Annotated in this window: 21 protein-coding genes and 1 tRNA gene; 15 read left to right on the top strand and 7 right to left on the bottom strand. The window is 73.1% G+C overall.

Annotated features, from left to right (window positions below; all coding sequences use genetic code 11):
- Positions 1-29 precede the first annotated feature (29 nt).
- Positions 30-1,163 (top strand): LLM class flavin-dependent oxidoreductase, encoded by a 1,134-nt coding sequence (locus L615_RS14960; protein WP_145725590.1) that lies wholly within the window; start codon positions 30-32, stop codon positions 1,161-1,163.
- A complete protein-coding gene (locus L615_RS14955; protein ID WP_222430566.1) occupies positions 1,160-1,672 on the top strand; it encodes an NAD(P)H-dependent oxidoreductase in 513 nt (170 codons plus the stop codon). Before L615_RS14960 ends, L615_RS14955 begins: the two co-directional genes overlap by 4 nt.
- A 37-nt stretch (positions 1,673-1,709) precedes the next feature.
- On the opposite strand, the gene L615_RS14950 is transcribed toward L615_RS14955, so the two are convergent.
- Entirely contained in the window at positions 1,710-2,729 is a 1,020-nt protein-coding gene (locus L615_RS14950; protein ID WP_145725589.1) for a DUF4349 domain-containing protein, read from the bottom strand.
- 81 nt (positions 2,730-2,810) lie between these two features.
- Here L615_RS14950 and L615_RS14945 point away from each other — a divergent pair, with 81 nt between their 5' ends.
- From L615_RS14945 to L615_RS14900, 10 genes are all read left to right on the top strand, one after another.
- Positions 2,811-4,154, top strand: coding sequence for an NAD(P)/FAD-dependent oxidoreductase (locus L615_RS14945; RefSeq protein WP_145725588.1), 1,344 nt, complete (start codon positions 2,811-2,813; stop codon positions 4,152-4,154).
- A gap of 286 nt (positions 4,155-4,440) precedes the next feature.
- Entirely contained in the window at positions 4,441-5,166 is a 726-nt protein-coding gene (locus L615_RS14940; protein WP_145725587.1) for a hypothetical protein, read from the top strand.
- A gap of 94 nt (positions 5,167-5,260) precedes the next feature.
- On the top strand, positions 5,261-7,312 hold the full coding sequence (locus tag L615_RS23400) for a sensor histidine kinase (protein ID WP_186449882.1): 2,052 nt from the start codon (positions 5,261-5,263) through the stop codon (positions 7,310-7,312).
- Complete coding sequence (locus tag L615_RS14930; protein ID WP_145725586.1) at positions 7,309-7,992, top strand: response regulator transcription factor; 684 nt, start codon at positions 7,309-7,311, stop codon at positions 7,990-7,992. The genes L615_RS23400 and L615_RS14930 overlap by 4 nt, the downstream gene beginning before the upstream one ends.
- A gap of 37 nt (positions 7,993-8,029) precedes the next feature.
- Positions 8,030-8,755 (top strand): hydrogen peroxide-dependent heme synthase, encoded by a 726-nt coding sequence (gene hemQ / locus L615_RS14925; RefSeq protein ID WP_028657080.1) that lies wholly within the window; start codon positions 8,030-8,032, stop codon positions 8,753-8,755.
- Between the two features lie 381 nt (positions 8,756-9,136).
- Complete coding sequence (locus L615_RS14920; RefSeq protein ID WP_145725585.1) at positions 9,137-9,586, top strand: cupin domain-containing protein; 450 nt, start codon at positions 9,137-9,139, stop codon at positions 9,584-9,586.
- 26 nt (positions 9,587-9,612) lie between these two features.
- Positions 9,613-10,071, top strand: a complete 459-nt coding sequence (locus L615_RS14915) for a rhodanese-like domain-containing protein (RefSeq protein WP_145725584.1) — start codon at positions 9,613-9,615, stop codon at positions 10,069-10,071.
- Between the two features lie 57 nt (positions 10,072-10,128).
- Positions 10,129-10,545, top strand: a complete 417-nt coding sequence (gene msrB, locus L615_RS14910; protein ID WP_028657077.1) for a peptide-methionine (R)-S-oxide reductase MsrB — start codon at positions 10,129-10,131, stop codon at positions 10,543-10,545.
- Between the two features lie 151 nt (positions 10,546-10,696).
- Entirely contained in the window at positions 10,697-11,938 is a 1,242-nt protein-coding gene (aztD, locus tag L615_RS14905; RefSeq protein ID WP_145725583.1) for a zinc metallochaperone AztD, read from the top strand.
- Between the two features lie 52 nt (positions 11,939-11,990).
- Positions 11,991-13,085 (top strand): DNA polymerase domain-containing protein, encoded by a 1,095-nt coding sequence (locus L615_RS14900; protein WP_145725582.1) that lies wholly within the window; start codon positions 11,991-11,993, stop codon positions 13,083-13,085.
- Positions 13,086-13,094: 9 nt separating this feature from the next.
- Here the strand turns inward: L615_RS14900 and L615_RS14895 are convergent, their stop codons facing one another.
- The 3 genes from L615_RS14895 to L615_RS14885 form a co-directional block, all read right to left on the bottom strand.
- Entirely contained in the window at positions 13,095-13,367 is a 273-nt protein-coding gene (locus tag L615_RS14895) for a hypothetical protein (protein ID WP_028656731.1), read from the bottom strand.
- A 66-nt stretch (positions 13,368-13,433) separates the two neighbouring features.
- Positions 13,434-14,006 carry a hypothetical protein gene (locus tag L615_RS14890; protein WP_028656730.1) on the bottom strand — a complete coding sequence of 191 codons (573 nt, stop codon included), beginning with the start codon at positions 14,004-14,006 and terminating at the stop codon, positions 13,434-13,436.
- Between the two features lie 38 nt (positions 14,007-14,044).
- Positions 14,045-15,157 (bottom strand): ATP-dependent DNA ligase, encoded by a 1,113-nt coding sequence (locus L615_RS14885; protein WP_186449881.1) that lies wholly within the window; start codon positions 15,155-15,157, stop codon positions 14,045-14,047.
- 130 nt (positions 15,158-15,287) lie between these two features.
- Here L615_RS14885 and L615_RS14880 point away from each other — a divergent pair, with 130 nt between their 5' ends.
- A complete protein-coding gene (locus tag L615_RS14880; protein ID WP_145725581.1) occupies positions 15,288-16,229 on the top strand; it encodes a DMT family transporter in 942 nt (313 codons plus the stop codon).
- A 21-nt stretch (positions 16,230-16,250) separates the two neighbouring features.
- On the opposite strand, the gene L615_RS14875 is transcribed toward L615_RS14880, so the two are convergent.
- Together L615_RS14875 and pdxY are read right to left on the bottom strand one after the other, a co-directional pair.
- Positions 16,251-16,326: transfer RNA gene (locus L615_RS14875), tRNA-Thr, on the bottom strand.
- 31 nt (positions 16,327-16,357) lie between these two features.
- Positions 16,358-17,221, bottom strand: coding sequence for a pyridoxal kinase PdxY (pdxY, locus tag L615_RS14870; RefSeq protein WP_145725580.1), 864 nt, complete (start codon positions 17,219-17,221; stop codon positions 16,358-16,360).
- Positions 17,222-17,345: 124 nt separating this feature from the next.
- Here pdxY and L615_RS14865 point away from each other — a divergent pair, with 124 nt between their 5' ends.
- Both L615_RS14865 and L615_RS14860 read left to right on the top strand, forming a co-directional pair.
- Positions 17,346-19,001, top strand: coding sequence for a GMC family oxidoreductase (locus L615_RS14865; protein ID WP_145725579.1), 1,656 nt, complete (start codon positions 17,346-17,348; stop codon positions 18,999-19,001).
- Complete coding sequence (locus L615_RS14860; RefSeq protein ID WP_145725578.1) at positions 18,998-20,593, top strand: succinic semialdehyde dehydrogenase; 1,596 nt, start codon at positions 18,998-19,000, stop codon at positions 20,591-20,593. Before L615_RS14865 ends, L615_RS14860 begins: the two co-directional genes overlap by 4 nt.
- Positions 20,594-20,728: 135 nt before the next feature.
- On the opposite strand, the gene L615_RS14855 is transcribed toward L615_RS14860, so the two are convergent.
- Positions 20,729-21,175 carry an Hsp20/alpha crystallin family protein gene (locus L615_RS14855; RefSeq protein WP_145725577.1) on the bottom strand — a complete coding sequence of 149 codons (447 nt, stop codon included), beginning with the start codon at positions 21,173-21,175 and terminating at the stop codon, positions 20,729-20,731.
- Positions 21,176-21,198: the final 23 nt, after the last annotated feature.

The following is a 21,198-nucleotide window of genomic DNA, read 5'->3' as shown; positions in this document are numbered from 1 at the left end:
CCTCGCGCCTGTCCAAGGAAAGCCCCCTCATGTCACTGAAGTTCCACTGGTTCCTCCCCACCAACGGCGGCGACGGCCGCAACCCCGGCCAGTCCGGGCGCCCGGCCGACGTCTCCTACCTCACCCAGGTCGCGCGGGCGGCCGAGGACAACGGCTTCGAGGCCGCGCTGACCCCGACCGGGGCCTGGTGCGAGGACGCGTGGGTGACCACCGCGATGCTGGCCCAGACCAGCGCGCGGCTGAAGTTCCTCGTCGCCTTCCGACCCGGCCTCGTCGCGCCGTACCTCGCCGCCCAGATGGCGACCACCTTCCAGAACCTCACCGACGGCCGCCTGCTGCTCAACGTCGTCACCGGCGGGGAGAGCCACGAGCAGCGGATGTTCGGCGACTACCACGACAAGGACGCGCGCTACGAGCGCTGCGGGGAGTTCCTCGACATCGTGCGCCGGCTCTGGGCCGGCGAGACCGTCGACTACGAGGGGAAGCACCTCTCGGTCGACGCGGCGCGGCTGGGCTTCCTGCCCGCGAAGCTCCCGGAGATCTACTTCGGTGGCTCCTCGCCGGCGGCCGGGAAGGTCGCCGCCGAGCACGCCGACGTCTACCTCACCTGGGGCGAGCCGCCGCAGGCCGTGGCGGAGAAGATCGCGTGGATCCGCGAGCTCGCGGCCGCCGAGGGGCGGGGCCCCGACCACCGGCCGRTCCGCTTCGGCATCCGGATGCACGTGATCACCCGCGACACCGCCGAGGAGGCGTGGGCCGAGGCGGACCGCCTGCTCAGCGAGATCGACCCCGAGACCGTGCGCAAGGTCCAGGAGGGCCTGCGCCGCAGCGAGTCCGAGGGCCAGCGCCGGATGCTCGACCTGCACGACGGCCGCACCGACGACCTCGAGGTCTACCCGAACGTCTGGGCCGGCGTCGGCCTGGTCCGCGGTGGCGCCGGGACCGCGCTCGTCGGCAGCCACGAGGAGGTCGCCGACCGGATCCAGGAGTACGCCGAGCTCGGCCTCGACGAGTTCGTGCTCTCGGCGTACCCGCACCTCGAGGGCGCCTACTGGTTCGGCGAGGGTGTCCTGCCGATCCTCGCCGAGCGCGGCCTGTGGAAGCACGACGGTCCGCAGCGGCAGTACGGCTCGGCGGTCCCCTTCGCGTCGGTGGGACGGTGAGCGCGGTGTCGGGCGGGAGCTCCCCGCGCACGGTGGTCGTCGTCGGCAACCCGAAGCCGGCCAGCCGCACCCTGGACGCCGCGCTGCTGCTGCACCGCGAGCTGGTCGGCCGCGAGCCCGACCTCGTGGTCGACCTGGCCACGGTCGGCGCCCGGCTCTTCGACTGGACCGACGCCGAGGTCGCCGAGGCGGTGGCCCAGGTGGCTGCGGCCGATCTGGTCGTCGTCGCGTCGCCGACCTACAAGGCGACGTACACGGGGCTGCTGAAGCTCTTCCTCGACCGGTTCGGCGCCGGCGAGCTCACCGGGGTGACGGTCCCGCTGATGCTCGGCGGGGGACCGGGCCACACGCTCGCCCCCGAGCACGGGCTGGTGCCGCTGCTCAGCCACCTCGGCGGCGTCGTGCCGGGCAGCCCGCTCTACGTCCTCGACAAGCAGCACGACGACCCGGCGGCCTACGCCGACTGGCTGGCGCGCAGCCGACCGGTCGTCGAGAAGCTGCTCGCCTGACCCTCCCGTCGCCCCGGCTCGGCCCCCGTCGTGGGGATCAGGGGCCGGCCGGGGCGGGGGGTGCGGACCGGCGTGCGCCGCGGCGCCGGACCAGGAGCCACAACGGCACCACGACCAGGGCGAGCAGGCCCAGCCACGGCAGCAGGAAGCCGACCACGGTCAGGATCGCGACGAGTCCGCCGATGAAGCTGTCCCAGCCGGCGGCCAGGCCCTCGACAAAGCCGTCCGCCTCGTCCTCCTCGTCCGCGCGGTCACCGTCCGGCTGCTCGATCGTGACGGTGATCGTCGAGAACGACGTCTGGTCGGCGAGGTACTCCTGCCGCGCCACCAGGGAGTCGAGGTCGGCCTGCCGTGTCGCCAGCTCGCGCTCGACCGAGATCACCTGCTGGATGTCCTTCGCCTGGGCGAGCAGCGCCTGCACCCGGGCGACGCTGGCCCGCTGGGCGCGGACCCGTGCGGCCACGTCGACCACCTCGGTGCTCACGTCCTCCCCGGACGTCGTCGAGCCGAGCAGCGTGGCGACCTCCTCCAGCTCGCGGGTCGCGTCGTCGAAGCTGTCGCTCGGGACCCGCGCCACCAGCCGGGCGGTGCCCAGCCGGCCCTCCTCGGCGGTCGAGGTCTCCTGGTCGGTGATCGTGCCGCGGTACTTGTCGACCACCTTGCGGACGTCGAAGCGGGCCTTGCCCACGTCCTCGGACTCGAGGCCGATGGTGCCGGTGCGGATGACCGCCGCCCCCGGCGAGACGCGGGCGGCGTCCCGGCCGGGGTCGACCACCCGGGCGACACCGGCGGCGTCGTCACCCTGGGCGGCGTCGGCCGCCTCGGCCTCCGCCCCGGCCGCGCGTCCCTCGTCGCCGATGTCCGCCGGTGCGGCCTCGGACATCGCCACGTCCGCGCCCGACGAGGAGTCCGAGCCGGAGCCGGCACACCCGGCGAGGAGCACGGCGACGAGTGCGACGAGGGCCGCGAGCAGGGCAGGGGTGCGGGTGCGGCTGCGGGACCGGCTGGTGGGGCGGCTGCTGGGGCGGCTGCTAGGGCGGTGGCGCGTCGGGTTCATGCGGATGCGACGCGGCACCGGGCCGAGCGGTTCCCGACGGCTGGCGGCGGGCGCTGGAGGTGGCTCTGGGAGACTGGTGCCGTGCGCAGCGCGATCGTCGTCGGGGCCGGGATCGCCGGGCTCGTGGCCGCCCGGGACCTCGCCGACGCCGGTGCGTCGGTCCTGCTCCTCGAGGGCACCGACCGGCCCGGCGGCAAGCTCCGCGGCGACCGCGTCGCGGGGGTGCAGGTCGACGTCGGCGCCGAGGCGATGCTGCACCGCCGGCCCGAGGGCTCGGCGCTCGCCGGCGACCTCGGCCTGCCGCTCGTGCACCCCACCCGGGCGAGCTCGCGGGTGTGGACCCGCGGCGCCCTGCGCCCGCTGCCGCGCAGCCTGATGGGTGCGCCGCTCGACCTCGACCAGCTCGAGGCGACCGGCATCCTCTCGCCCGAGGGGATGGCCCGCGCCCGCCAGCAGGTGGTCCGGCACGCCGAGGGGGACGCCTCCGTCGGCGACCTGGTGGCGAGCCGCTTCGGCGACGAGGTGGTCGACCGGCTGGTCGAACCGCTCCTCGGCGGCGTGTACGCCGGGCAGGCCCGCCGGATCTCCGTGCGCTCCGCCGTGCCGCAGCTCGCCGACCTCCTGGCCCGCGACGACTTCACGCTGCCGCAGCCGCCGGGGGACGCCCCGCCCGTCTTCGCCGCCGTGGAGGGTGGCATGTGGCGGCTGCCCGCCGCGCTCGCGGCCGACCTGGCTGACCGACCCGGCGTCGAGGTCCGCTACGACGCGCCCGTGACCGGTTGTCGTCGTACGGGCGGGGGGTTCGGGGTCACCACGCCGACCGGCGAGGAGACCGCCGACCTGCTCGTCGTCGCCACCCCGGCCGCGCCCGCCGCCCGCCTGCTCGCCGACGTCGCGCCCGTCGCCGCGACCGAGCTCGCCGAGGTCGCCTACGCCTCGGTCGCGCTGGTGACCTTCGCCTTCCGCGCCGACGACCCCGGCGTCGCCGAGGCGCTCGACGTCGGTGCCTCCGGCTTCCTCGTCCCGCCCGTCGACGGCCGTCGGGTGAAGGCGTCGACCTTCTCCTTCGCCAAGTGGGACTGGGTCCGCGACGCCGGCGACGGCCTGCTCGTGCTGCGCACCTCGCTCGGCCGGTACGGCGAGGAGGCGACCCTCCAGGTCCCCGACGAGGAGCTGGTGCGCGCGTCCCTGGCGGACCTCGCCGAGGCCACCGGCCTGCGTGCCGAGCCCGTCGACGCCGTCGTGCAGCGCTGGGGCGGCGGCCTCCCGCAGTACTGGGTCGGCCACACCGAGCGCGTCGCCCGGATCCGCGCCGCCGTCGCCCCCGTCCCCGGCCTCGCCGTCTGCGGTGCCGCCTACGACGGCGTCGGCATCCCCGCCACCATCGCCTCCGCCCGTACCGCCACCGCCTCGCTCCTCACCTGACCCCGCCGAGGTGTGAGGCTTTGCGCCGCGAGGTGTGAGGCTTTGCGCCGCGAGGTGTGAGGGTGTGCCGGCCGCAGGCACGTCGGGCGACGATCCGGCACACCTCGTGCCCCGAACCGTCGCACCTCGGGGTCGGGACCCAGCCACGTCGTGCCGCCAACCTTCACACCTCGCGGTGCACAGGCACGCACCTCGTCGTCGCGGGGTACGACGAGGGGCGGGTGTCCCGGGAGGCGTGCCGGGTTGTCCCTGTCGGGTGGGACACGCGGCCCGGCACGGTCAGGGCATGACAACGCAGACCCACCGCCCCGCCCCCGCCCTCGACCCGACCCAGGACCAGCGCCAGGGCCAGCACGACGAGCCGACGACCTACCCGCCGACCCGGTGGGCGCTGTCCGGCCTGCTGGCCGGTGTCGCCGGGATCGGCATGATGGTGACCTCGTCGATGGTCAACGCCGTCTACGACCCCGACATCCAGGGGGACGCCCAGGCCGTGTCCGACAAGCTCGGCGACCTCGTCCCGCAGATGCTGGCGTTCCACACCTTCACGATGCTGAGCGCCGTGCTGATGGTGCCCTTCGCGGCCGGGCTGCACCGCCGGCTCAAGGCCACGGCCGGTCGCGACAGCGTGCTGCCGACCGTCGCCTTCACCGGCGTCGTGATCACCGCGGTGATGCTCGTCGTCGGCTCCGGCCTCGACACGGAGTTCATCTTCGCGGCCGGCTCGGACATGGTCGTCCCGGAGAGCGCCACCTTCTTCAACCACTGGATCGGCACCGTGCCGTGGTGCTGGGGCCTGCTCGGCCTGTCGGGCCTGTGCCTGTTCGGCGTCGCCCGCGAGGGCGGCCTGCCGCGGTGGCTCGGCCTCGTCGGCCTCGTCGGCGGCGGCCTGACCCTGCTCATCGGGCTCTCCCCGCTGCAGTACATGGCGGGCATGACCGGCCCGGTCGGCATGGTCGTCATCGCCCTGGGCTTCCTCGCCGGCGACAAGGCCTTCCGCGGCCGCGCCTGACCCGGCACCCGAGGAACCCGTGCCGATCGCGACCGCAGCCGGTCCGGCTCCCATTCCGCCACGGAGGGGGCCGGACCGGCTGCACAATGTGCCGGTGCAGAGCGACCCCCGCCCCCGCGGTGCCCGGCTGGCCACCGTGCTGGCGGTGCCGCTGCTGTGCGTGCTGCTCCTGCCGGCCGGCGCCTGGCTGGACCTGACCGCGCCGGCGTCCGGCCCGGGCATTGACGTCGCCTCCGACGGCGCGGGCTGGCCGTGGATCGTCAACGGCGCCGTCCTCGGCGTCCTCGCCGCTGTCGTCCTCCTCCGCGACCACACCCAGCGCTTCGGCTGGGTGCTCGCCGCCTACGGGCTGTTCTGGTCCCTTGACGGGTTCGCGCAGAGCTACATCCGCGCCGGCCTCACCGAGGACGACGCGTGGCCCGGCATGACTTTCGCGCTGTGGTTCCTCAACCGCTTCGGCGCCTACCTCACCGCCGTCATCGCCGGCCTGCTGCTGGTCTTCCCGACCGGCCGCTTCCTCCCCGGCCGCTGGACGCCGGCGTCGTGGGTGGCGGTCGGCATGCTCGTGCTCAGCGGCCTCGCCGTCCTCGTCGCCCCGGCCGAGGGGGAGCAGCGCATCGAGGGCCTGCCGCCGGGGATCGACCAGGACCCCACCTCGCTCGGCGTCCTCGCCGGGCACGGTCCGCAGGTCGTCTCCCTCGGCATCGCCCTCGGTGTGGCCGCGTTCTTCTTCTCCCTGCTCACCGTCGTGGTCCGCTACCGCCGCTCCGCCGGGCTGGAGCGTGACCGGTTGCGCTGGCTGCTGTGGAGCGTGCTGGTGATCGTCGGCGTCCTGCTCCTCGGCGCGGTGTTCCCGCTCCCTGCGGGCGACCACCTCGGCGCATTCACCGCGACGGTGGTGCCGCCGGCGGCGATGACGGTCGCGATCGTCCGCCCGGCGCTCGCGCCGATCCAGGAGCTGCTCGCCCGTACGGCCGTGCTGGGCGCGGTCCTCGCCGTCCTGGTGCTGGCCGACGTCGCGGTGCTCGGCCTGCTCACCCTCGCCCTCGACGACGACCTCAGCCGGGCGCAGGTCGTGGCCGTCGTGCTCGCGGTCGCGGTGCTGCTCTACGGCCCGCTGCGTCAGCGCCTGTCCGCGCTCGTGCGGCGACTGCTGCTCGGCGAGCGCACCAACCGGTACGACGTCGTCGCGGGCCTCGCCTCGACGCTGGAGACCACCGACGACACCGGTGAGCAGCTGGCTGCCGTCGCGCAGGCGGTCGCGACCGCGTTCGGTGTGCCGTTCGTCAGCATGGAGGTCGAGCGCACCCACGGCGAGCGGCTGGTCACCACCGTCGGGGACCGCCCCGGGCACGTGCGCACGCTGCCGATCACCTACCGCGAGGCCACCATCGGCAGCCTGGTGCTGCCGGCGCGCGGCCTGCGCAGCCAGCTCACCCCGCGTGACCAGCAGCTGCTCGGCGACCTGGTCCGGCAGGCCGCGACCGCCGCGCGCGCCAGCCAGCTCGCCGAGGAGGTGCAGCGCAGCCGCGAGCGCCTCGTCACCGCACGCGAGGAGGAGCGACGCCGGATCCGCCGCGACCTCCACGACGGCTTCGGGCCCGCCCTGTCGGGCATCGTCTTCCAGCTCGAGGCCGCGCGGATGACCGTCGACCGTGACCCGCAGGCCGCACGGGAGCAGATCGAGAAGGTCAGCGCCCAGGTGCAGGACGTCGTCGCCGACGTACGACGCCTCGTGCACGACCTGCGCCCGCCCGCCCTCGACGACCGGGGGCTGGTCGGGGCGCTGCGCCAGCAGGCCGAGACCCTCGACCTCCCGCTCGCCATCACCGCGGCCGACCTCGCCGGACGCCTGCCGGCGGCGGTCGAGGTGGCGGCGTACCGCATTGCCGGCGAGGCGCTCACCAACGTCGCGAGGCACGCGCAGGCCTCCGGCGTCCGACTCCGCCTCGACGTCACCGGGGACGACCTCCTGGTCGAGGTCGCCGACGACGGGGTCGGCATCGCGCCCGACCGCACCGCCGGCGTCGGCCTGTCCAGCCTGCGCGAGCGGGCCGCCGAGCTCGGCGGCAGCACCACCATCACCAGCCCCCCCGACGGCGGCACGGTCGTCTCGGCCCGACTCCCGCTGAGGACCCCCGCATGAGCACCGCACCGCCCACCCCGACCGCCCCGGTCCGCGTCGTCGTGGTCGACGACCACCAGATCGTCCGCGACGGGCTCGTCGCCCTGCTCGGCGCGCTCGACGGGCTGGAGGTCGTCGGCACGGCGGCCGACGGCCGTGCGGCGCTGCACGTGGTGCAGGAGACCACGCCGGACCTCGTCGTGATGGACATCCAGATGCCCGGGCTGGACGGCATCGAGGCGACCCGCTTCCTCACCGGCCGTGACCCCTCGCTGCGCGTGGTGATGCTGACGATGAACGAGGACGACGACACCATCCTCGCCGCAGTGCGGGCGGGTGCCTGCGGCTACCTGCTCAAGGGGGCCGGCGCCGAGGAGGTGCAGGCCGCGATCCGCTCCGCCGCGGCGGGCGGGATGGTCTTCGGCGCCAGCCTGGCGGCGCGGGTCGCGGCGTTCTTCGCCGGGGCCGCCGCCGCCCCCGCGGTCGCCGCCGACGAGCCCTTCCCGGGCCTGACCGAGCGCGAGCGCGACGTCCTGCACCTCATCGCCGCCGGCCGGACGAACGACGAGATCGCCGCCGAGCTCTACGTCTCGAACAAGACCGTGCGCAACGCCGTGTCCGCGATCTACGCCAAGCTGCACGCCACCGGCCGGGCCGACGCGATCGTCAAGGCCCGCGAGGCCGGTTACGGCCGGGACTGACGTCGGGCGCCGCGGGGCGGCGCGGCACAATGGAGGCATGTCGGACCCCCAGGCGCACATCAAGTCGAACGCGGCGAAGATCAACGAGCTCAACGAGACCATCCGCTTCACCATGTGGTCGGTCTTCAAGCTCGAGCAGCCGCTGGGCAACGACGAGGTGGTCCGCAAGAACGAGCTCGCCGAGCTCGAGGCCCTGGTCGCCGACCTGGCCGCCTCCGACGTCGTCGTCCGCGGCGTGTACGACGTCGCCGGGCTCCGCGCCGACGCCGACATCATGGTCTGGTGGCACGCCGAGACCAGTGACCAGCTGCAGGACGCCTACCACCGGTTGCGCCGGACCGCCTTCGGTGCGCGTCTCGCGCCGGTGTGGTCGCAGATGGCCCTGCACCGCCCGGCCGAGTTCAACCGCAGCCACCTGCCGGCGTTCCTCGCCGACGAGCGCGTGCACGACTACGTCGCGGTCTACCCCTTCGTCCGCTCCTACGAGTGGTACCTCCTCGAGGACTCCGAGCGTCGTCGCCTGCTCGCCGAGCACGGCCAGATGGCCCGCGGCTACCCCGACGTCCGGGCCAACACCGTGCCGAGCTTCGCGCTCGGCGACTACGAGTGGATGCTGGCCTTCGAGGCCGACGACCTGACCCGGATCGTCGACCTCATGCGGCACCTGCGCGGCTCGGAGACCCGCCGCCACGTGCGCGAGGAGGTCCCCTTCTACACCGGCCGGCGGATCGACCTCGCCGACCTGCTCGACCGCCTGCCCTGATCCGGCGCCCCACCAGGGGCATCGAGCCTTCCTTTCCCCGGGCGTCTACCGTCCGGCGCTGCGCCCTGCCGTCGACCCCTCGCACCCGCCGGCGGGGCGGATCGGCCGACCGACGCGCCGGCCCACGCGCGAAGTTTGCAAACTCTATTGAGTTAATGCACTATTGAGCCATGTCCGGTTCCCCGCTCGCCTCCCGCGCCACGTGGCGCGCCGGCGGGCTGTGTCGTCGCTGCTGCTGATCCCGCCCGCACCTTCCCCAGCCGCTGGTCCAGCTCCGGTCCAGCTCCTGATCCAGCTCCGAACCACCTGTCGGTCCAGCGCTGCTGCGGCCCCTCGCGCCGCCGGCGCTGCGCCGACCCGCCTCCCCGGAAGGGAACTCCGATGACCCAGCTCGCCGTCCTGCCCCTGCTCGAGGTCGTCCGCGGCCACGCCGCCGACCCCGACCTGCCCCACCTGCTCGAGCGCGACCCGCACGAGCGGACGTGGACCCGTGTCCTCGCCACCGGCGCCTACGAGCTCTGGCTGATCTCGTGGCCGCCCGGAGCCGCCACCGACTGGCACGACCACGGCTCCTCCTCCGGCGCCTTCACCGTCCTGGAGGGCCGGCTCACCGAGCACACCTTCGACGGCGGCCTCCAGCTCGTCGACCTCTCTGTCGGTGACGGCAAGGCCTTCGGCGCCGGCTACGCCCACGACGTCCGCAACGAGACCGACCGGCCGGCCCTCTCGCTGCACGCCTACTCGCCGCGGCTGTCCTCGATGACCCGGTTCCGCTTCCGGGGCGACCGCCTCGAGGCGCTCGGCGTCGAGCGCGCGGGGGAGGAGTGGTGACCGCCCTGCTGGCTACCGTGGCGGACATGCAGCGCAACCAGCGCCGCGGTGCTGACGGGCCGGGCCCGGGACGCCCGGCCCCGCGGTACGACGGCGTCGACGCCCTGCTCGCCGACGCCCGCTCCCGCCTCGACCGGATCAGCGTCCGGGCTGCCTTCCAGGAGCTGATCACCGACGAGGACGCCGTCCTCGTCGACATCCGCCCGGCCGCCCAGCGGGCCGCCGAGGGTGAGGTCGCGGCGACGCTGCCCGTGCTCGTGGTCGAGCGCAACGTGCTCGAGTGGCGCTTCGACCCGCGCAGCGACGCGCGGGTCCGCGAGGCGTCGTACGACCTGCGGGTGATCGTGCTCTGCCAGGAGGGCTACACCTCCTCGCTGGCGGCCGACGCCCTGCAGGCCCTCGGCATCCACCGGGCGACCGACGTCGTCGGCGGCTTCGCGGCCTGGCGCTCCGCCGGGCTGCCGGTCGCCGGGGTCGTCGCCTGAGGGACGCCGCGGTGGCGCCCGCGAGGTCCGCGTGCGTGGCTGAGTACGCTCGATGACATGGCATACGAGGTCGACAAGACGGACGAGGAGTGGCGCGCGACGCTGACTCCCGAGGAGTACCACGTGCTCCGCGAGGCCGGTACCGAGCGCGCGTTCACCGGCGAGTACACCGACACCGAGACCACGGGCGTCTACCGGTGCAAGGCCTGCCAGGCCAAGCTGTTCGAGTCCGACACGAAGTTCCACTCCGGGTGCGGGTGGCCGAGCTTCTACCAGCCGATCAGCGACACCATCGAGTACATCGAGGACCGCTCGCACGGCATGGTCCGCACCGAGGTGCGGTGCGCCAATTGCGGCTCGCACCTGGGCCACGTCTTCCCGGACGGCTTCGGCACCCCGACCGGCGACCGCTACTGCATCAACTCCATCTCGCTGACGCTGGAGCCCGTCGACGGCGCGCACAGCGCCGACTGAGTCCGCCTGGGATCAGCTCCCGCGGCGCCGCTCGTCGCACGGCCCGGACACCCGCACTGCGGGTGCCCGGGCCGTTTCGTTTCTGCGCACCTGCCGGCAGTGCGGTGAGTCCGGCTTGACGTGGCGGCTATTGCGAATGAGAATCATTCTCATGAAGATCGCACGCATCGCTCCACTCGCCCTGTCCCTGCTCGCCTCCTCCGCCCTCGTCGCCTGCGGCGCGGAGGAGTCGTCGCCTGCACCGGCCGCGGCGGGCAGCCCGCCGTCCGCCACCGAGGTCGGCGCACCGAGCCCCCGCCTCGCGATGTCGTACGACGGCGGAGTGCTCGTCCTCGACGCCGGCTCGGGGGAGGTGCTGCTCGACGAGCACGTCGACGGGTTCCTCCGGCTGAACCACGCTGGCGACGACCGGCACGTGCTGGTCTCCGGCTCCGGCGGCTTCACCGCGCTCGACACCGGCGCGTGGACCGATGCGCACGGCGACCACGGCCACTCCTGGTTGGGCGAGCCCCGGCTCACCGGCTTCACCATCAAGGCCGAGGAGCCCGGCCACGTCGTCGCCCACCACGGCCGGACCACGGTGTTCGACGACGCGACGGGCGACATCACCGCCTTCGACCCCGCCGACCTGGCGGACCTCGAGGGCGACGGCGGGGCCGGTCCGCGGCTCGACACGTGGGAGTCCGTCGACGCTCACCACGGCGTCGCCGTCCAGGACGGGCACGGCAACCTCATCCGCACCGTCGGTGATGCCGACTCCCGCAACGGCGTGGAGGTCGTCACCGCCGCCGGCAACCGGCTGGCGGCCTCCGACGACTGCCCCGGCGTGCACGGCGAGGCGTTCGCCGGCGAGGTCGCTGTCATCGGGTGCGAGGACGGCGTGCTGCTCGTCGACGGCCGCGAGATCACCAAGGTCGACGCTCCCGACGCCTACGGCCGGATCGGCAACCAGGCCGGGCACGACGACTCGCGCTACGTCCTGGGGGACTACAAGGTCGACCGCGACGCCGAGCTCGAGCGCCCGACGAGGGTGTCCGTGGTCGACACGCGCACTGCGGGCCTGCGCCTGGTCGACCTCCCGGCCAGCTACAGCTTCCGCTCGCTCGGTCGCACTCCCGACGGCGACGGCCTGGTGCTCGGCACCGACGGCCGGCTGCACGTCGTCGACGTCCGCACTGCCCGGGTCAGCTCGTCGCTCCCGGTGACCGCCGCGTGGCAGGAGCCTCTCGACTGGCGGGAGGCCCGCCCGCTGCTCGAGGTCGTGGGCGGGACCGCGTACGTCACCGAGCCCGCCACGAAGCAGGTCCACGTCGTCGACCTGGCCCGTCGTGAGGTCGTCGGCAGCCTCACGGTGCCGGAGGTGCCCATCGAGCTGCGTGCCGTGACCGGCTGACGCGCCGGTCACGTCTCATCCCGGCCCCGTCACCAGCCCGTAGGCTCGCGGCATGGCGAAGACCGCTGCGGCGATGGTGCAGGCCGGCGACCGCGAGGTCCGGGTGTCCAGCCCGGACCGGGTGATCTACGAGGCGACCGGGCGCACGCCCGAGGTCACCAAGCTGATGGTGGCGGAGTACGTCGTCGCCGTCGGTGACGGCCTGATGCGGGCGCTGCGTGACCGGCCCACCGCGCTGGAGCGGTGGCCGTCGGGGGTCCGGGAGGGCTTCCGGCTGGCCACCGGCCCGCGTGACAACGACGCCGAGGCCTTCTACCAGAAGCGCGTCCCCAAGGGGGCTCCCGACTACCTCGAGTCGGTCGAGATCACCTTCCCCTCCGGCCGCGCCGCCGAGGAGATCTGCCCGACCGAGATCGCGGTCCCGGTCTGGTGCGCGCAGATGGGGACGCTGACCTTCCACCCGTGGCCGGTACGACGCGACGACGTCGACCACCCCGACGAGCTGCGCATCGACCTCGACCCGCAGCCGGGCACGACCTTCGGCGACGCCGTCCGCGTCGCCGGGGTCGCCCGCGAGCTGCTCGAGGAGCTGGGCCTGCGCGGCTACCCGAAGACCTCCGGCAACCGCGGCGTCCACATCTACGTGCGCATCGAGCCGCGCTGGGAGTTCACCGACGTGCGGCACGCCGCGATCGCGTTCGGCCGCGAGCTCGCCCGCCGCGACGACCAGGTCACCACGGCCTGGTGGAAGGAGGAGCGGGGCGAGCGGATCTTCGTCGACTACAACCAGAACAACCGCGACCGGACCATCGCCTCGGCGTACTCCCTGCGCCCGCTGCCCGGCGCCCCGGTGTCCACGCCGATGACGTGGGACGAGATCGCCGGCGTCACCGACCCGCGCGAGTTCAACCTCTTCACGGTTCCCGACCGGGTCGCCGACGGCGACCCGTGGGCGGGCATCGACGAGGAGGCCTTCTCGCTCCAGCCGCTGCTGGACCTGTGGGAGCAGCAGGCCGCCGACGGCGAGGGCGAGCTCAACTTCCCGCCCGACTACCCGAAGATGCCGGGCGAGCCGCCGCGGGTGCAGCCCAGCAAGAAGGTCGCCGAGCACTGGGACGAGGACGGCAACCGCATCGAGGGCACCTGACCGAGGGTGTCAGCCGGGGTGGCCGGCGCCGCGCACCGCGACGACCTCGCAGGAGCGGGCCAGCTCGTCGCGCGCGCCGGCGGGCAGCTCGGGCACGGCCTCGGCGAGCAGCAGCTGGAGCGCGGTGCGGGTGGTGCGGCCGAGGTGGGGGAGGCCCAGGGCCGGGACCTCGGCGAGCGTCCAGCGGCACAGCTCGATGACGAGCTCGATGCGCAGCGGCTCCAGCGGCGCCCCGTCGATCGTGTCGACGACCTTGCTCCGGAGCTCGCGTGCGGTGACCATGCCGGGTCAACGACCGCGCGCCGGCTGCCGTTACGTGGCCCGGCCGGCGGCGCGGGTCACAGGCCCTCAGGCGCCGGTGACGCCCTCCCCGCCGCCCGCCTGGGCCGCGGGTGCCTCGTGCTCGAGCAGGTGCAGCACCGGGACGCCGAGCTTGCGGCGCGCCCGCGAGGTCCAGTCGACGTGGAAGAACTCGGCCACCAGGTGCGGGCGGGTGAGGATGATCGCCTCGCGCCCGTCGACCTCCCGGACCTTGCGGATCAGCGCGTCCACGGGCGGGTCGGTCACGATGCAGCGGCTCGCCACGTGCGCGCCGGTCGCTGCGAGGACGTCGGCGGTGGTGGCGAGGTCGCGGTCGGCCTGCTCGCGGTACTCCTCGCGCAGGTGGTCGATCTCGTCCGGCGAGGGCGTGATCGGGGGAGCGATCAGGTCGGCCCCGCCGATCACCCCGAGGGAGGCCTCGACGGCTGCGGCGGCGTCGGCCATCGGCAGCAGCACGTGGTAGACGACCTCGATGGTCGGGTCGTCGTCCAGCTCGACGTGGAGGCTCCGGACCTGTTCGGCGTCCGCGGCAGTCAGCGCCTGCTCGACCAGCAGGACGACGTCGTACGGCTCCTCGCGCGGAGCGGGCTCGGTGGTCATGCCACCATCCTGCCGCGCCGCCGGGCGCGGGTCGAGGATCAGCCGCCCAGCACGTCGGCCAGGTCGTAGCGCACCGGCTGCTCGAGCTGCTCGTAACCGCAGGACTCCGGGTCACGGTCGTCCCGCCAGCGCTTGAAGTGCGCGGTGTGCCGGAAGCGCGGGCCCTCCATGGCGTCGTACTTCACCTCGATCACCCGCTCGGGGCGCAGCGGGGTGAAGGAGAGGTCCTTGCCCTGGCTCCAGCGGCTCTGCGTGCCGGGCTGGCGGCCCGGGTTGGCGACGAGGAACTCCTGCCACCGCCCCCACGGGTGCTCCTCGATCGGGCAGACCAGCGGCTGCAGCTCCTGCCACAGCTCGGCGCGCCGCTTCGCGGTGAAGCTCGCGCTCACCCCCACGTGCTGCAGCTCGCCGTCCTGGTAGAGCCCCAGCAGGAGGCTGCCGATCAACGGGTTCTCGGGCGTGCTCGTCTTGTGCTCGCGGTAGCCGGCGAGCACCACGTCGGCGGTGCGCTCGTGCTTGATCTTCAGCATCGTGCGGGCGTTCTGCGCGTACGGCGCACTCATCGGCTTCGCGACGACGCCGTCGAGGCCGGCGCCCTCGAACTGGTGGAACCACTCCTCGGCGACGGCCGGGTCGGTGCTGGTGCGGGTCAGGTGGCAGCGCCCGCCCGTCGCGCCGAGGTGGGCCAGCGCCTGCTCGAGGGCCGCGCGCCGCTCGGCGAACGGTCGGTCGACGTACGACTCGTCGCCCAGCGCCAGCAGGTCGAAGGCGACGAAGTCCGCCGGCGTCGTCTCCGACAGCATCGTGATCCGCGACGCGGCCGGGTGGATGCGCTCCTGCAGGACCTCGAACTGGAGGCGGCCCTTGCCGTCCTCGCCGTCGAGCGCCACGAAGATCTCGCCGTCCAGCACGCACCGCTCGGGCAGCTCGGCCCGGGCGGCCTCGACGAGCTCGGGGAAGTAGCGGGTCAGCGGCTTGGTGTTGCGGCTCGCCAGCTCCACCTCGTCGCCGTCGCGGAACAGGATGCAGCGGAAGCCGTCCCACTTCGGCTCGAAGCTCAGCCCCTGCGGGTCCACCTTCGCCGGGTCGGGCACGCCCGACACGGACTTGGCGAGCATCGGCTGCACGGGCGGCATCACGGGGAGGTCCACGCACCTGAGACTAGTCAGCCGCCCGACACTCATCGGTGCGTCGCGGCTGGAGTCGCGGATGACCGCATGTCGACGAAGGGTGGCCGAAAACCGGGTGCTGCGACGTGGTGGTGCCCCCTAGATTCGTCAGGTGACCTCGCCTGCCACCGACACCGCACCCGACGGCAGCGACGGCACCGAGGTCACCGGCCCGCCGGCCTGGCAGCCGGTCGCCGCGCTCGGCGTCACCCTGGTCTTCTGGGCCTCGGCCTTCGTCGCGATCCGGCACCTCGGCCACGAGGTCACCCCCGGCGCGCTGTCCCTGGGCCGGTTGCTCATCGCCGCCGTCGTGCTGTCGGCGCTCCTGGTGCGGGCGCCGCGCCACCGGTTCACCCGCACCGAGCTGGTGCTCCTGACCTGCTGCGGCGTCGCGTGGTTCGGCGTCTACAACCTCGCCCTCAACGACGCCGAGCGACGCATCGACGCCGCCACCGCCGCGATGGTGGTGCAGGTCGGCCCGATCCTCATCGCCCTGCTCGCCGGCCTCTTCCTCGGCGAGCGGCTGACCGGCTGGCTGCTGCTGGGGATGGCGGTCGCCTTCGGCGGCGTGGTCATCATCGGCAGCGCCATGCGCGGCGACGGTGGCTCCGACCTGGCGGGCGTGCTGCTGGCCCTGCTCGCCGCCGCGACGTACGCCGTCGGCGTGGTCTGCCAGAAGGTCCTGCTGCGCCGGCTCTCCGGCCTCGAGGTCACCTGCTACGCCTGCTGGTTCGGCGCGCTGGTCTGCCTGCCGTGGCTCGGCGACCTCGGCGACGTCCTGAGCACGGGCAGCACCGAGACCCTGCTGCTCATCGCCTACCTGGGCGTCTTCCCGACCGCCGTCGCCTTCAGCACCTGGGCCTTCGCGCTGCGCCACACCGACGCCGGCAAACAGTCGCTGACCACCTTCCTGGTGCCGGTCATCGCCGCGGTCATGGCGTGGGCCCTGCTCGACGAGGTCCCGCCCCCACTGGCCTTCCTCGGCGGCGCGCTGTGCGTCGTCGGCGTGCTGCTCACCCGGCGCAAGCCGGGCGTCCCGGCGGCTGCTGCCTGACAGCGGGAGGCCGGACGGGCGTGGAGCCGCGTGTCGGAATCGAACCGACGACATTCGCATTACAAGGGCGACGCTCTGCCAACTGAGCTAACGCGGCGTGCACTCCTCGGAGCGCGCGCCAATCCTAGTCAGCGCAGGCGGCGGGCCTCGAACCGCTCCTGCGGGTGGGCGATCGCCTCCTGGGCGTCGATGAGCCGCAGCTCGCGCGCGCCGGACTCCAGGGTCGCGGCGAGCACGTCGTACACGGATGCGACGGTGCGGCTCAGCGCGGTGGCGGGGGAGCCGGTGCTGTGCAGGTGGGCGGTGAACAGGGCAGCGGTGATGTCGCCGGAGCCGTTGGCCTTCATCGGCAGCCGCGGGGTCTGCACGATCCACGCGCCCTCGCCGGTGACGGCGACCATCTCGATGACGTCCGCGGGGGCGTCGGCACGCTCGACCGAGGTCACCAGGATCGTGGCGGGGCCCATCGCACGGACCTCGTCGGCGGCCTCGAGCACCGCCTCGATCGGGGCGGGGGAGCCGAGGGTGTCGCGGCCGGTGATGAAACCGAGCTCGAACTGGTTCGGGGTGAGGATGTCGGCGACCGGCACGACCTTCTCGCGGATGATCGGCGGGATCTCCGGGTTCACGAAGCAGCCGGACTTCGCGTTGCCCATCACCGGGTCGCAGGTGTACGACGCCGCCGGGTTCGCGGCCTTGACCCGCTGCACGGCGTCGACGATCACGCCGGCGACCGCGGGGGAGCCCTGGTAGCCGGAGAGCACCGCGTCGCAGCCGGGGAGCACGCCGCGCTCCTCGATGCCCGTGATCACGTCGGCGACGTCGGCCGGGTCGAGCAGCGGGCCACGCCAGGCGCCGTACCCGGTGTGGTTGGAGAAGTGGACGGTGAACACCGGCCACACCTCGTGCCCGAGGCGCTGGAGGGGGAACACGGCGGCCGAGTTGCCGACGTGGCCGTAGGCGACCGAGGACTGGATGGACAGGATCCGCACGGGTCCATCCTCCCGCCAGCGCCGGAGATCACGAAATGTGAAACCCTTTCGTGAAAGAACTAGAACGCGTTACAGTGAGCCGTCGCCAATGACGCACGTCACAGATCGAAGGATGGATGCCCCCATGGCCAAGCGCCCGTCGTACAGCAGTGAAGCCGACTACGTCGTCGTCGGGTCGGGCAGCTCGGGGGCGATCGTGGCGGGTCGCCTCGCGCAGTCCGGGGCGAGCGTGATCCTGCTCGAGGCCGGTCCGTCCGACGACAAGGGCCTGCACGGCTACATGGCGAAGGTGCCCGGGATGATCGGCCCGATGCACTCCGAGCCGAAGCTGGAGCGGCTCTTCGACTGGGGCTACCGCTCCGTGCCGCAGCCCGGCCTCGACGGCCGCCGGATGCCGGCTCCGCGCGGCAAGATCGGCGGCGGCTCGTCGTCGGTCAACGGCATGGTCTACGTGCGCGGCAACCGCGCCAACTACGACTCGTGGGCCGCCGAGGGCAACACCGGCTGGGACGCCGACTCCGTCAACGCCGCGTTCAAGCGCTACGAGGACTTCGAGGACGGCGAGAACGAGTTCCGCGGCGCCGGCGGCCCGATCAAGATCACCCGCAACAAGACGCCGCAGGAAGCCACCCTGCAGTTCATCCAGGCGACCGCCGACACCCTCGGTGTGAAGGTCCTCGACGACTACAACGCCGCCGAGCAGGAGGGCATCGCCCGGATGCAGCAGAACGCTGCCGACGGCCTGCGCTACTCCTCGACCCGCGGCTACGTGCACCACCTCGCGCCGCGCACCCTGGAGTTCCAGACCGAGGTCCACGTGACCAGGGTCGTCATCAGGGACGGTCGCGCCACCGGCGTCGAGGTCGTCGACCAGGGCCGCAAGGGCGGCACCCACCGCTTCATCAAGGCAGGCAAGGAGGTCGTCCTCTCTGCCGGCTTCATCAACAGCCCGCAGCTGCTGATGCTCTCCGGTGTCGGCCCCGCGGACCACCTGTCCTCGCTCGGCATCGACGTGGTCGCGGACCTGCCGGTCGGTGACAACCTGCACGACCACCTGTTCCACCCGCTGTCGTTCCACATCCCGACCATCACCCGCAAGGGCAACCCGTGGACCTTCGCGAAGGGGACGGCCCGCAACCTCGCCGGTCGCAAGTCCTTCCTCGACAACTCGGTCTTCGAGTCGGTCGGCTTCGTCCGCTCCAGCCTCGCCGCCGACGTCCCGGACATCCAGCTGCACGCGCTGCCGTGGACCTATCCGAGCCCCAACCAGGACGAGCCGATCCGGCACATGCCCGACCCGCGCCCGGGCCTGACCGTCTTCTCGACGCTGATCTACCCCAAGAGCCGCGGCACGATCCGCCTCGCGTCCGCCGACCCGATGGCCGCGCCGCTCATCGACTACGGCTTCTTCCAGCACCCCGACGACGTCGAGGTCCTCGCCCAGGGCACCGAGATGATCCGCGAGATCATGGCGTCGGCCGCCTTCGGTGGCTCGGTGAAGGCCGAGATCCACCCCGGTCCGTCGATCCCGAACGGCAAGGAGCTGCGGATCGCGCTCAAGGAGCGCTCGACGTCGGTCTACCACGGCGTCGGCACCTGCCGGATGGGCGTGGACGACCGTGCGGTCGTCGGGCCGGACCTCAAGGTGCGCGGCATCGAGGGCCTGCGCGTCGCGGACGCCTCGATCATGCCGAGCATCACCGGCGGCAACACCAACGCGCCGTGCTACATGATCGGCGAGAAGGCCGCCGAGCTCATCCTGGGCGGGGCGGACTGGTGACCGGCGACGAGCGCCGCGTCCTCGGCACGGGGGCCGACGTACGCCGTCCGGCGAGCATCACCGAGGACCTGCTGCAGCGCCTCGTGGGCCGGGTCCGCGGCTCCACCGGCAACACGTGGAAGCTCACCGAGGTCTACACCGGTGACGTCCTCGTCGAGCTGCCGCAGTCGTCCCCCGAGGACATCGAGGCCGCCTTCGAGGAGGCCCGCGAGGCGCAGCGCCTGTGGGCGCGGTGGCCGGTGGAGAAGCGGCTCGAGGTGTTCGACCGCGCGCACACGCTGCTGGTCGACAACGCCCACACCACTGCCGACCTGATCCAGGCCGAGAGCGGCAAGAACCGGCGGATGGCCATCGAGGAGACCTGCGACCCGCCGATGATCATCAGCTACTACCTCAAGCGGGCGGCGAAGCTGCTCGCGCCGAGGAGGCACGGCGGCCCGGTGCCGTTCGTGTCCTCCTCGACCGAGGTCCGCGTCCCCAAGGGCGTCGTCGGGATCATCGCCCCGTGGAACTTCCCGTTCGCGACGGGCCTGTCGGACGCGATCCCGGCGCTGATGGCCGGCAACGCGGTCGTGGTGAAGCCGGACAACAAGACGGCGCTCTCGCCGCTCTACGGCATCTCGCTGCTCGAGGAGGCGGGCCTGCCCAAGGGCCTGTTCCAGGTCGTCTGCGGCGAGGGCCCCGACGTGGGCCCGACGCTGATCGACAACGCGGACTACATCATGTTCACCGGCTCGACCGCGACCGGTCGCGTCATCGGTGAGCGCGCCGGCCGCAACCTCATCGGCTGCTGCCTCGAGCTCGGCGGCAAGAACCCGATGATCGTGCTCGACGACGTCGACGTCGAGGAGTGGGTGGAGTCGGCGTCGTTCGGCGTCTTCGGCAACACCGGCCAGATCTGCATGCACATCGAGCGGATCTACCTCCCCGACAGCCGGTACGACGAGCTGAAGGCCGCGTTCGTCGAGCGCGCCTCGACGCTGACCATGGGGGCGGCGTACGACTTCGGCCCGGAGCTCGGCTCGCTGGTCTCCCCGGACCACAAGGAGCGGGTCGCCTCGCACGTCGAGGACGCCGTCGCCAAGGGCGCCACGGTGCTCACCGGCGGCCGGGCGCGCCCCGACGTCGGGCCGGCGTTCTTCGAGCCGACCGTGCTCGAGGGCGTCACCACGGACATGGTCTGCGGCGTCACGGAGACCTTCGGCCCCGTGGTGGCGCTGCACCGCTACCGCACGGTCGACGAGGCGATCCACCTCGCCAACGACACCGACTACGGCCTCAACGCCTCGGTCTGGAGCGGCGACCTCAAGCGCGCCCAGGCGGTGGCCGCGCGGATCGAGTCGGGCAACGTCAACATCAACGACGCGCTCGCGACCGCGTACGCCTCCAAGGGCTCGCCGTCGGGTGGGGTGAAGAACTCCGGCGTCGGCGCCCGCCACGGAGACCAGGGCCTGCTGAAGTACACCGACGCCAAGAACGTCGCGGTGCTGAAGAAGCAGGTCATGGGCGCCCGCCCGGGCCAGGACTACGACGCCTACGTCAAGCAGATGCTGTCGTCGCTGAAGCTGATGAAGAAGCTGCGGGTGCGCTGACGCGGCCCGCCGCCCTGCGCACGCAGGGCCGGGGAGGGAACTGGCACGGGACGGCCGGCGCGGTGACCGCGCCGGCCGTCCCTGTCTCCCACCCACCAGGAGGCCCCGGGGTGCCGCCCCGGGGACGAGGGGCCGTCAGGCCTCGATGGCCTCGGTCCGCTGCTCGTTGGCCTGGCCACCGCTGATCTCGATCTTGCGCGACTTCGCGCGCTCGGCGACCGGGATGACCATGCGGAGCACGCCGTTGTCGTAGCTGGCGTCGATCCGCTCGAGGTCGAGGTTGTCGCCGAGGACGAGCTGGCGCGAGAACTGGCCGTGGACGCGCTCGGACGCGAGCCGCTGCCAGTCGCCGTTGCCCATGACGCGCTCGGCCTTGATCGTCAGCACGTTCCGCTCGACGTCGATGTCGATGCTCTCCCGGCTCACGCCGGGCAGGTCGAACTCGAGCACGAACTCGTCACCCTGCCGCCAGGCGTCCATCGGCATCACGGCCGGCCGGTTCGTGGTGCCCAGGGCCGAACCCAGGAGCTGGCTGGTCAGCCGGTCGAAGTCGCGGAACGGGTCGGTGGTGCGCAGCAACATGACATGTCTCCTCTCGAGGTTCG

Origin of the sequence: Nocardioides sp. J9 (assembly GCF_007829375.1) — a bacterium.
GTDB lineage: Bacteria > Actinomycetota > Actinomycetes > Propionibacteriales > Nocardioidaceae > Nocardioides.
This window is presented reverse-complemented; position numbering and strand designations above follow the sequence as displayed.

What these genes read in the sequence shown, in the direction of transcription:
- L615_RS14950 (WP_145725589.1), bottom strand. Translation starts at nt 2,729, where the DNA reads ATGAACCCGACGCGCCACCGCCCTAGCAGCCGCCCCAGCAGCCGCCCC.
- L615_RS14940 (WP_145725587.1), top strand. Translation starts at nt 4,441, where the DNA reads ATGACAACGCAGACCCACCGCCCCGCCCCCGCCCTCGACCCGACCCAG.
- L615_RS14930 (WP_145725586.1), top strand. Translation starts at nt 7,309, where the DNA reads ATGAGCACCGCACCGCCCACCCCGACCGCCCCGGTCCGCGTCGTCGTG.
- hemQ (WP_028657080.1), top strand. Translation starts at nt 8,030, where the DNA reads ATGTCGGACCCCCAGGCGCACATCAAGTCGAACGCGGCGAAGATCAAC.
- L615_RS14920 (WP_145725585.1), top strand. Translation starts at nt 9,137, where the DNA reads ATGACCCAGCTCGCCGTCCTGCCCCTGCTCGAGGTCGTCCGCGGCCAC.
- L615_RS14915 (WP_145725584.1), top strand. Translation starts at nt 9,613, where the DNA reads ATGCAGCGCAACCAGCGCCGCGGTGCTGACGGGCCGGGCCCGGGACGC.
- msrB (WP_028657077.1), top strand. Translation starts at nt 10,129, where the DNA reads ATGGCATACGAGGTCGACAAGACGGACGAGGAGTGGCGCGCGACGCTG.
- aztD (WP_145725583.1), top strand. Translation starts at nt 10,697, where the DNA reads ATGAAGATCGCACGCATCGCTCCACTCGCCCTGTCCCTGCTCGCCTCC.
- L615_RS14900 (WP_145725582.1), top strand. Translation starts at nt 11,991, where the DNA reads ATGGCGAAGACCGCTGCGGCGATGGTGCAGGCCGGCGACCGCGAGGTC.
- L615_RS14895 (WP_028656731.1), bottom strand. Translation starts at nt 13,367, where the DNA reads ATGGTCACCGCACGCGAGCTCCGGAGCAAGGTCGTCGACACGATCGAC.
- L615_RS14890 (WP_028656730.1), bottom strand. Translation starts at nt 14,006, where the DNA reads ATGACCACCGAGCCCGCTCCGCGCGAGGAGCCGTACGACGTCGTCCTG.
- L615_RS14865 (WP_145725579.1), top strand. Translation starts at nt 17,346, where the DNA reads ATGGCCAAGCGCCCGTCGTACAGCAGTGAAGCCGACTACGTCGTCGTC.
- L615_RS14855 (WP_145725577.1), bottom strand. Translation starts at nt 21,175, where the DNA reads ATGTTGCTGCGCACCACCGACCCGTTCCGCGACTTCGACCGGCTGACC.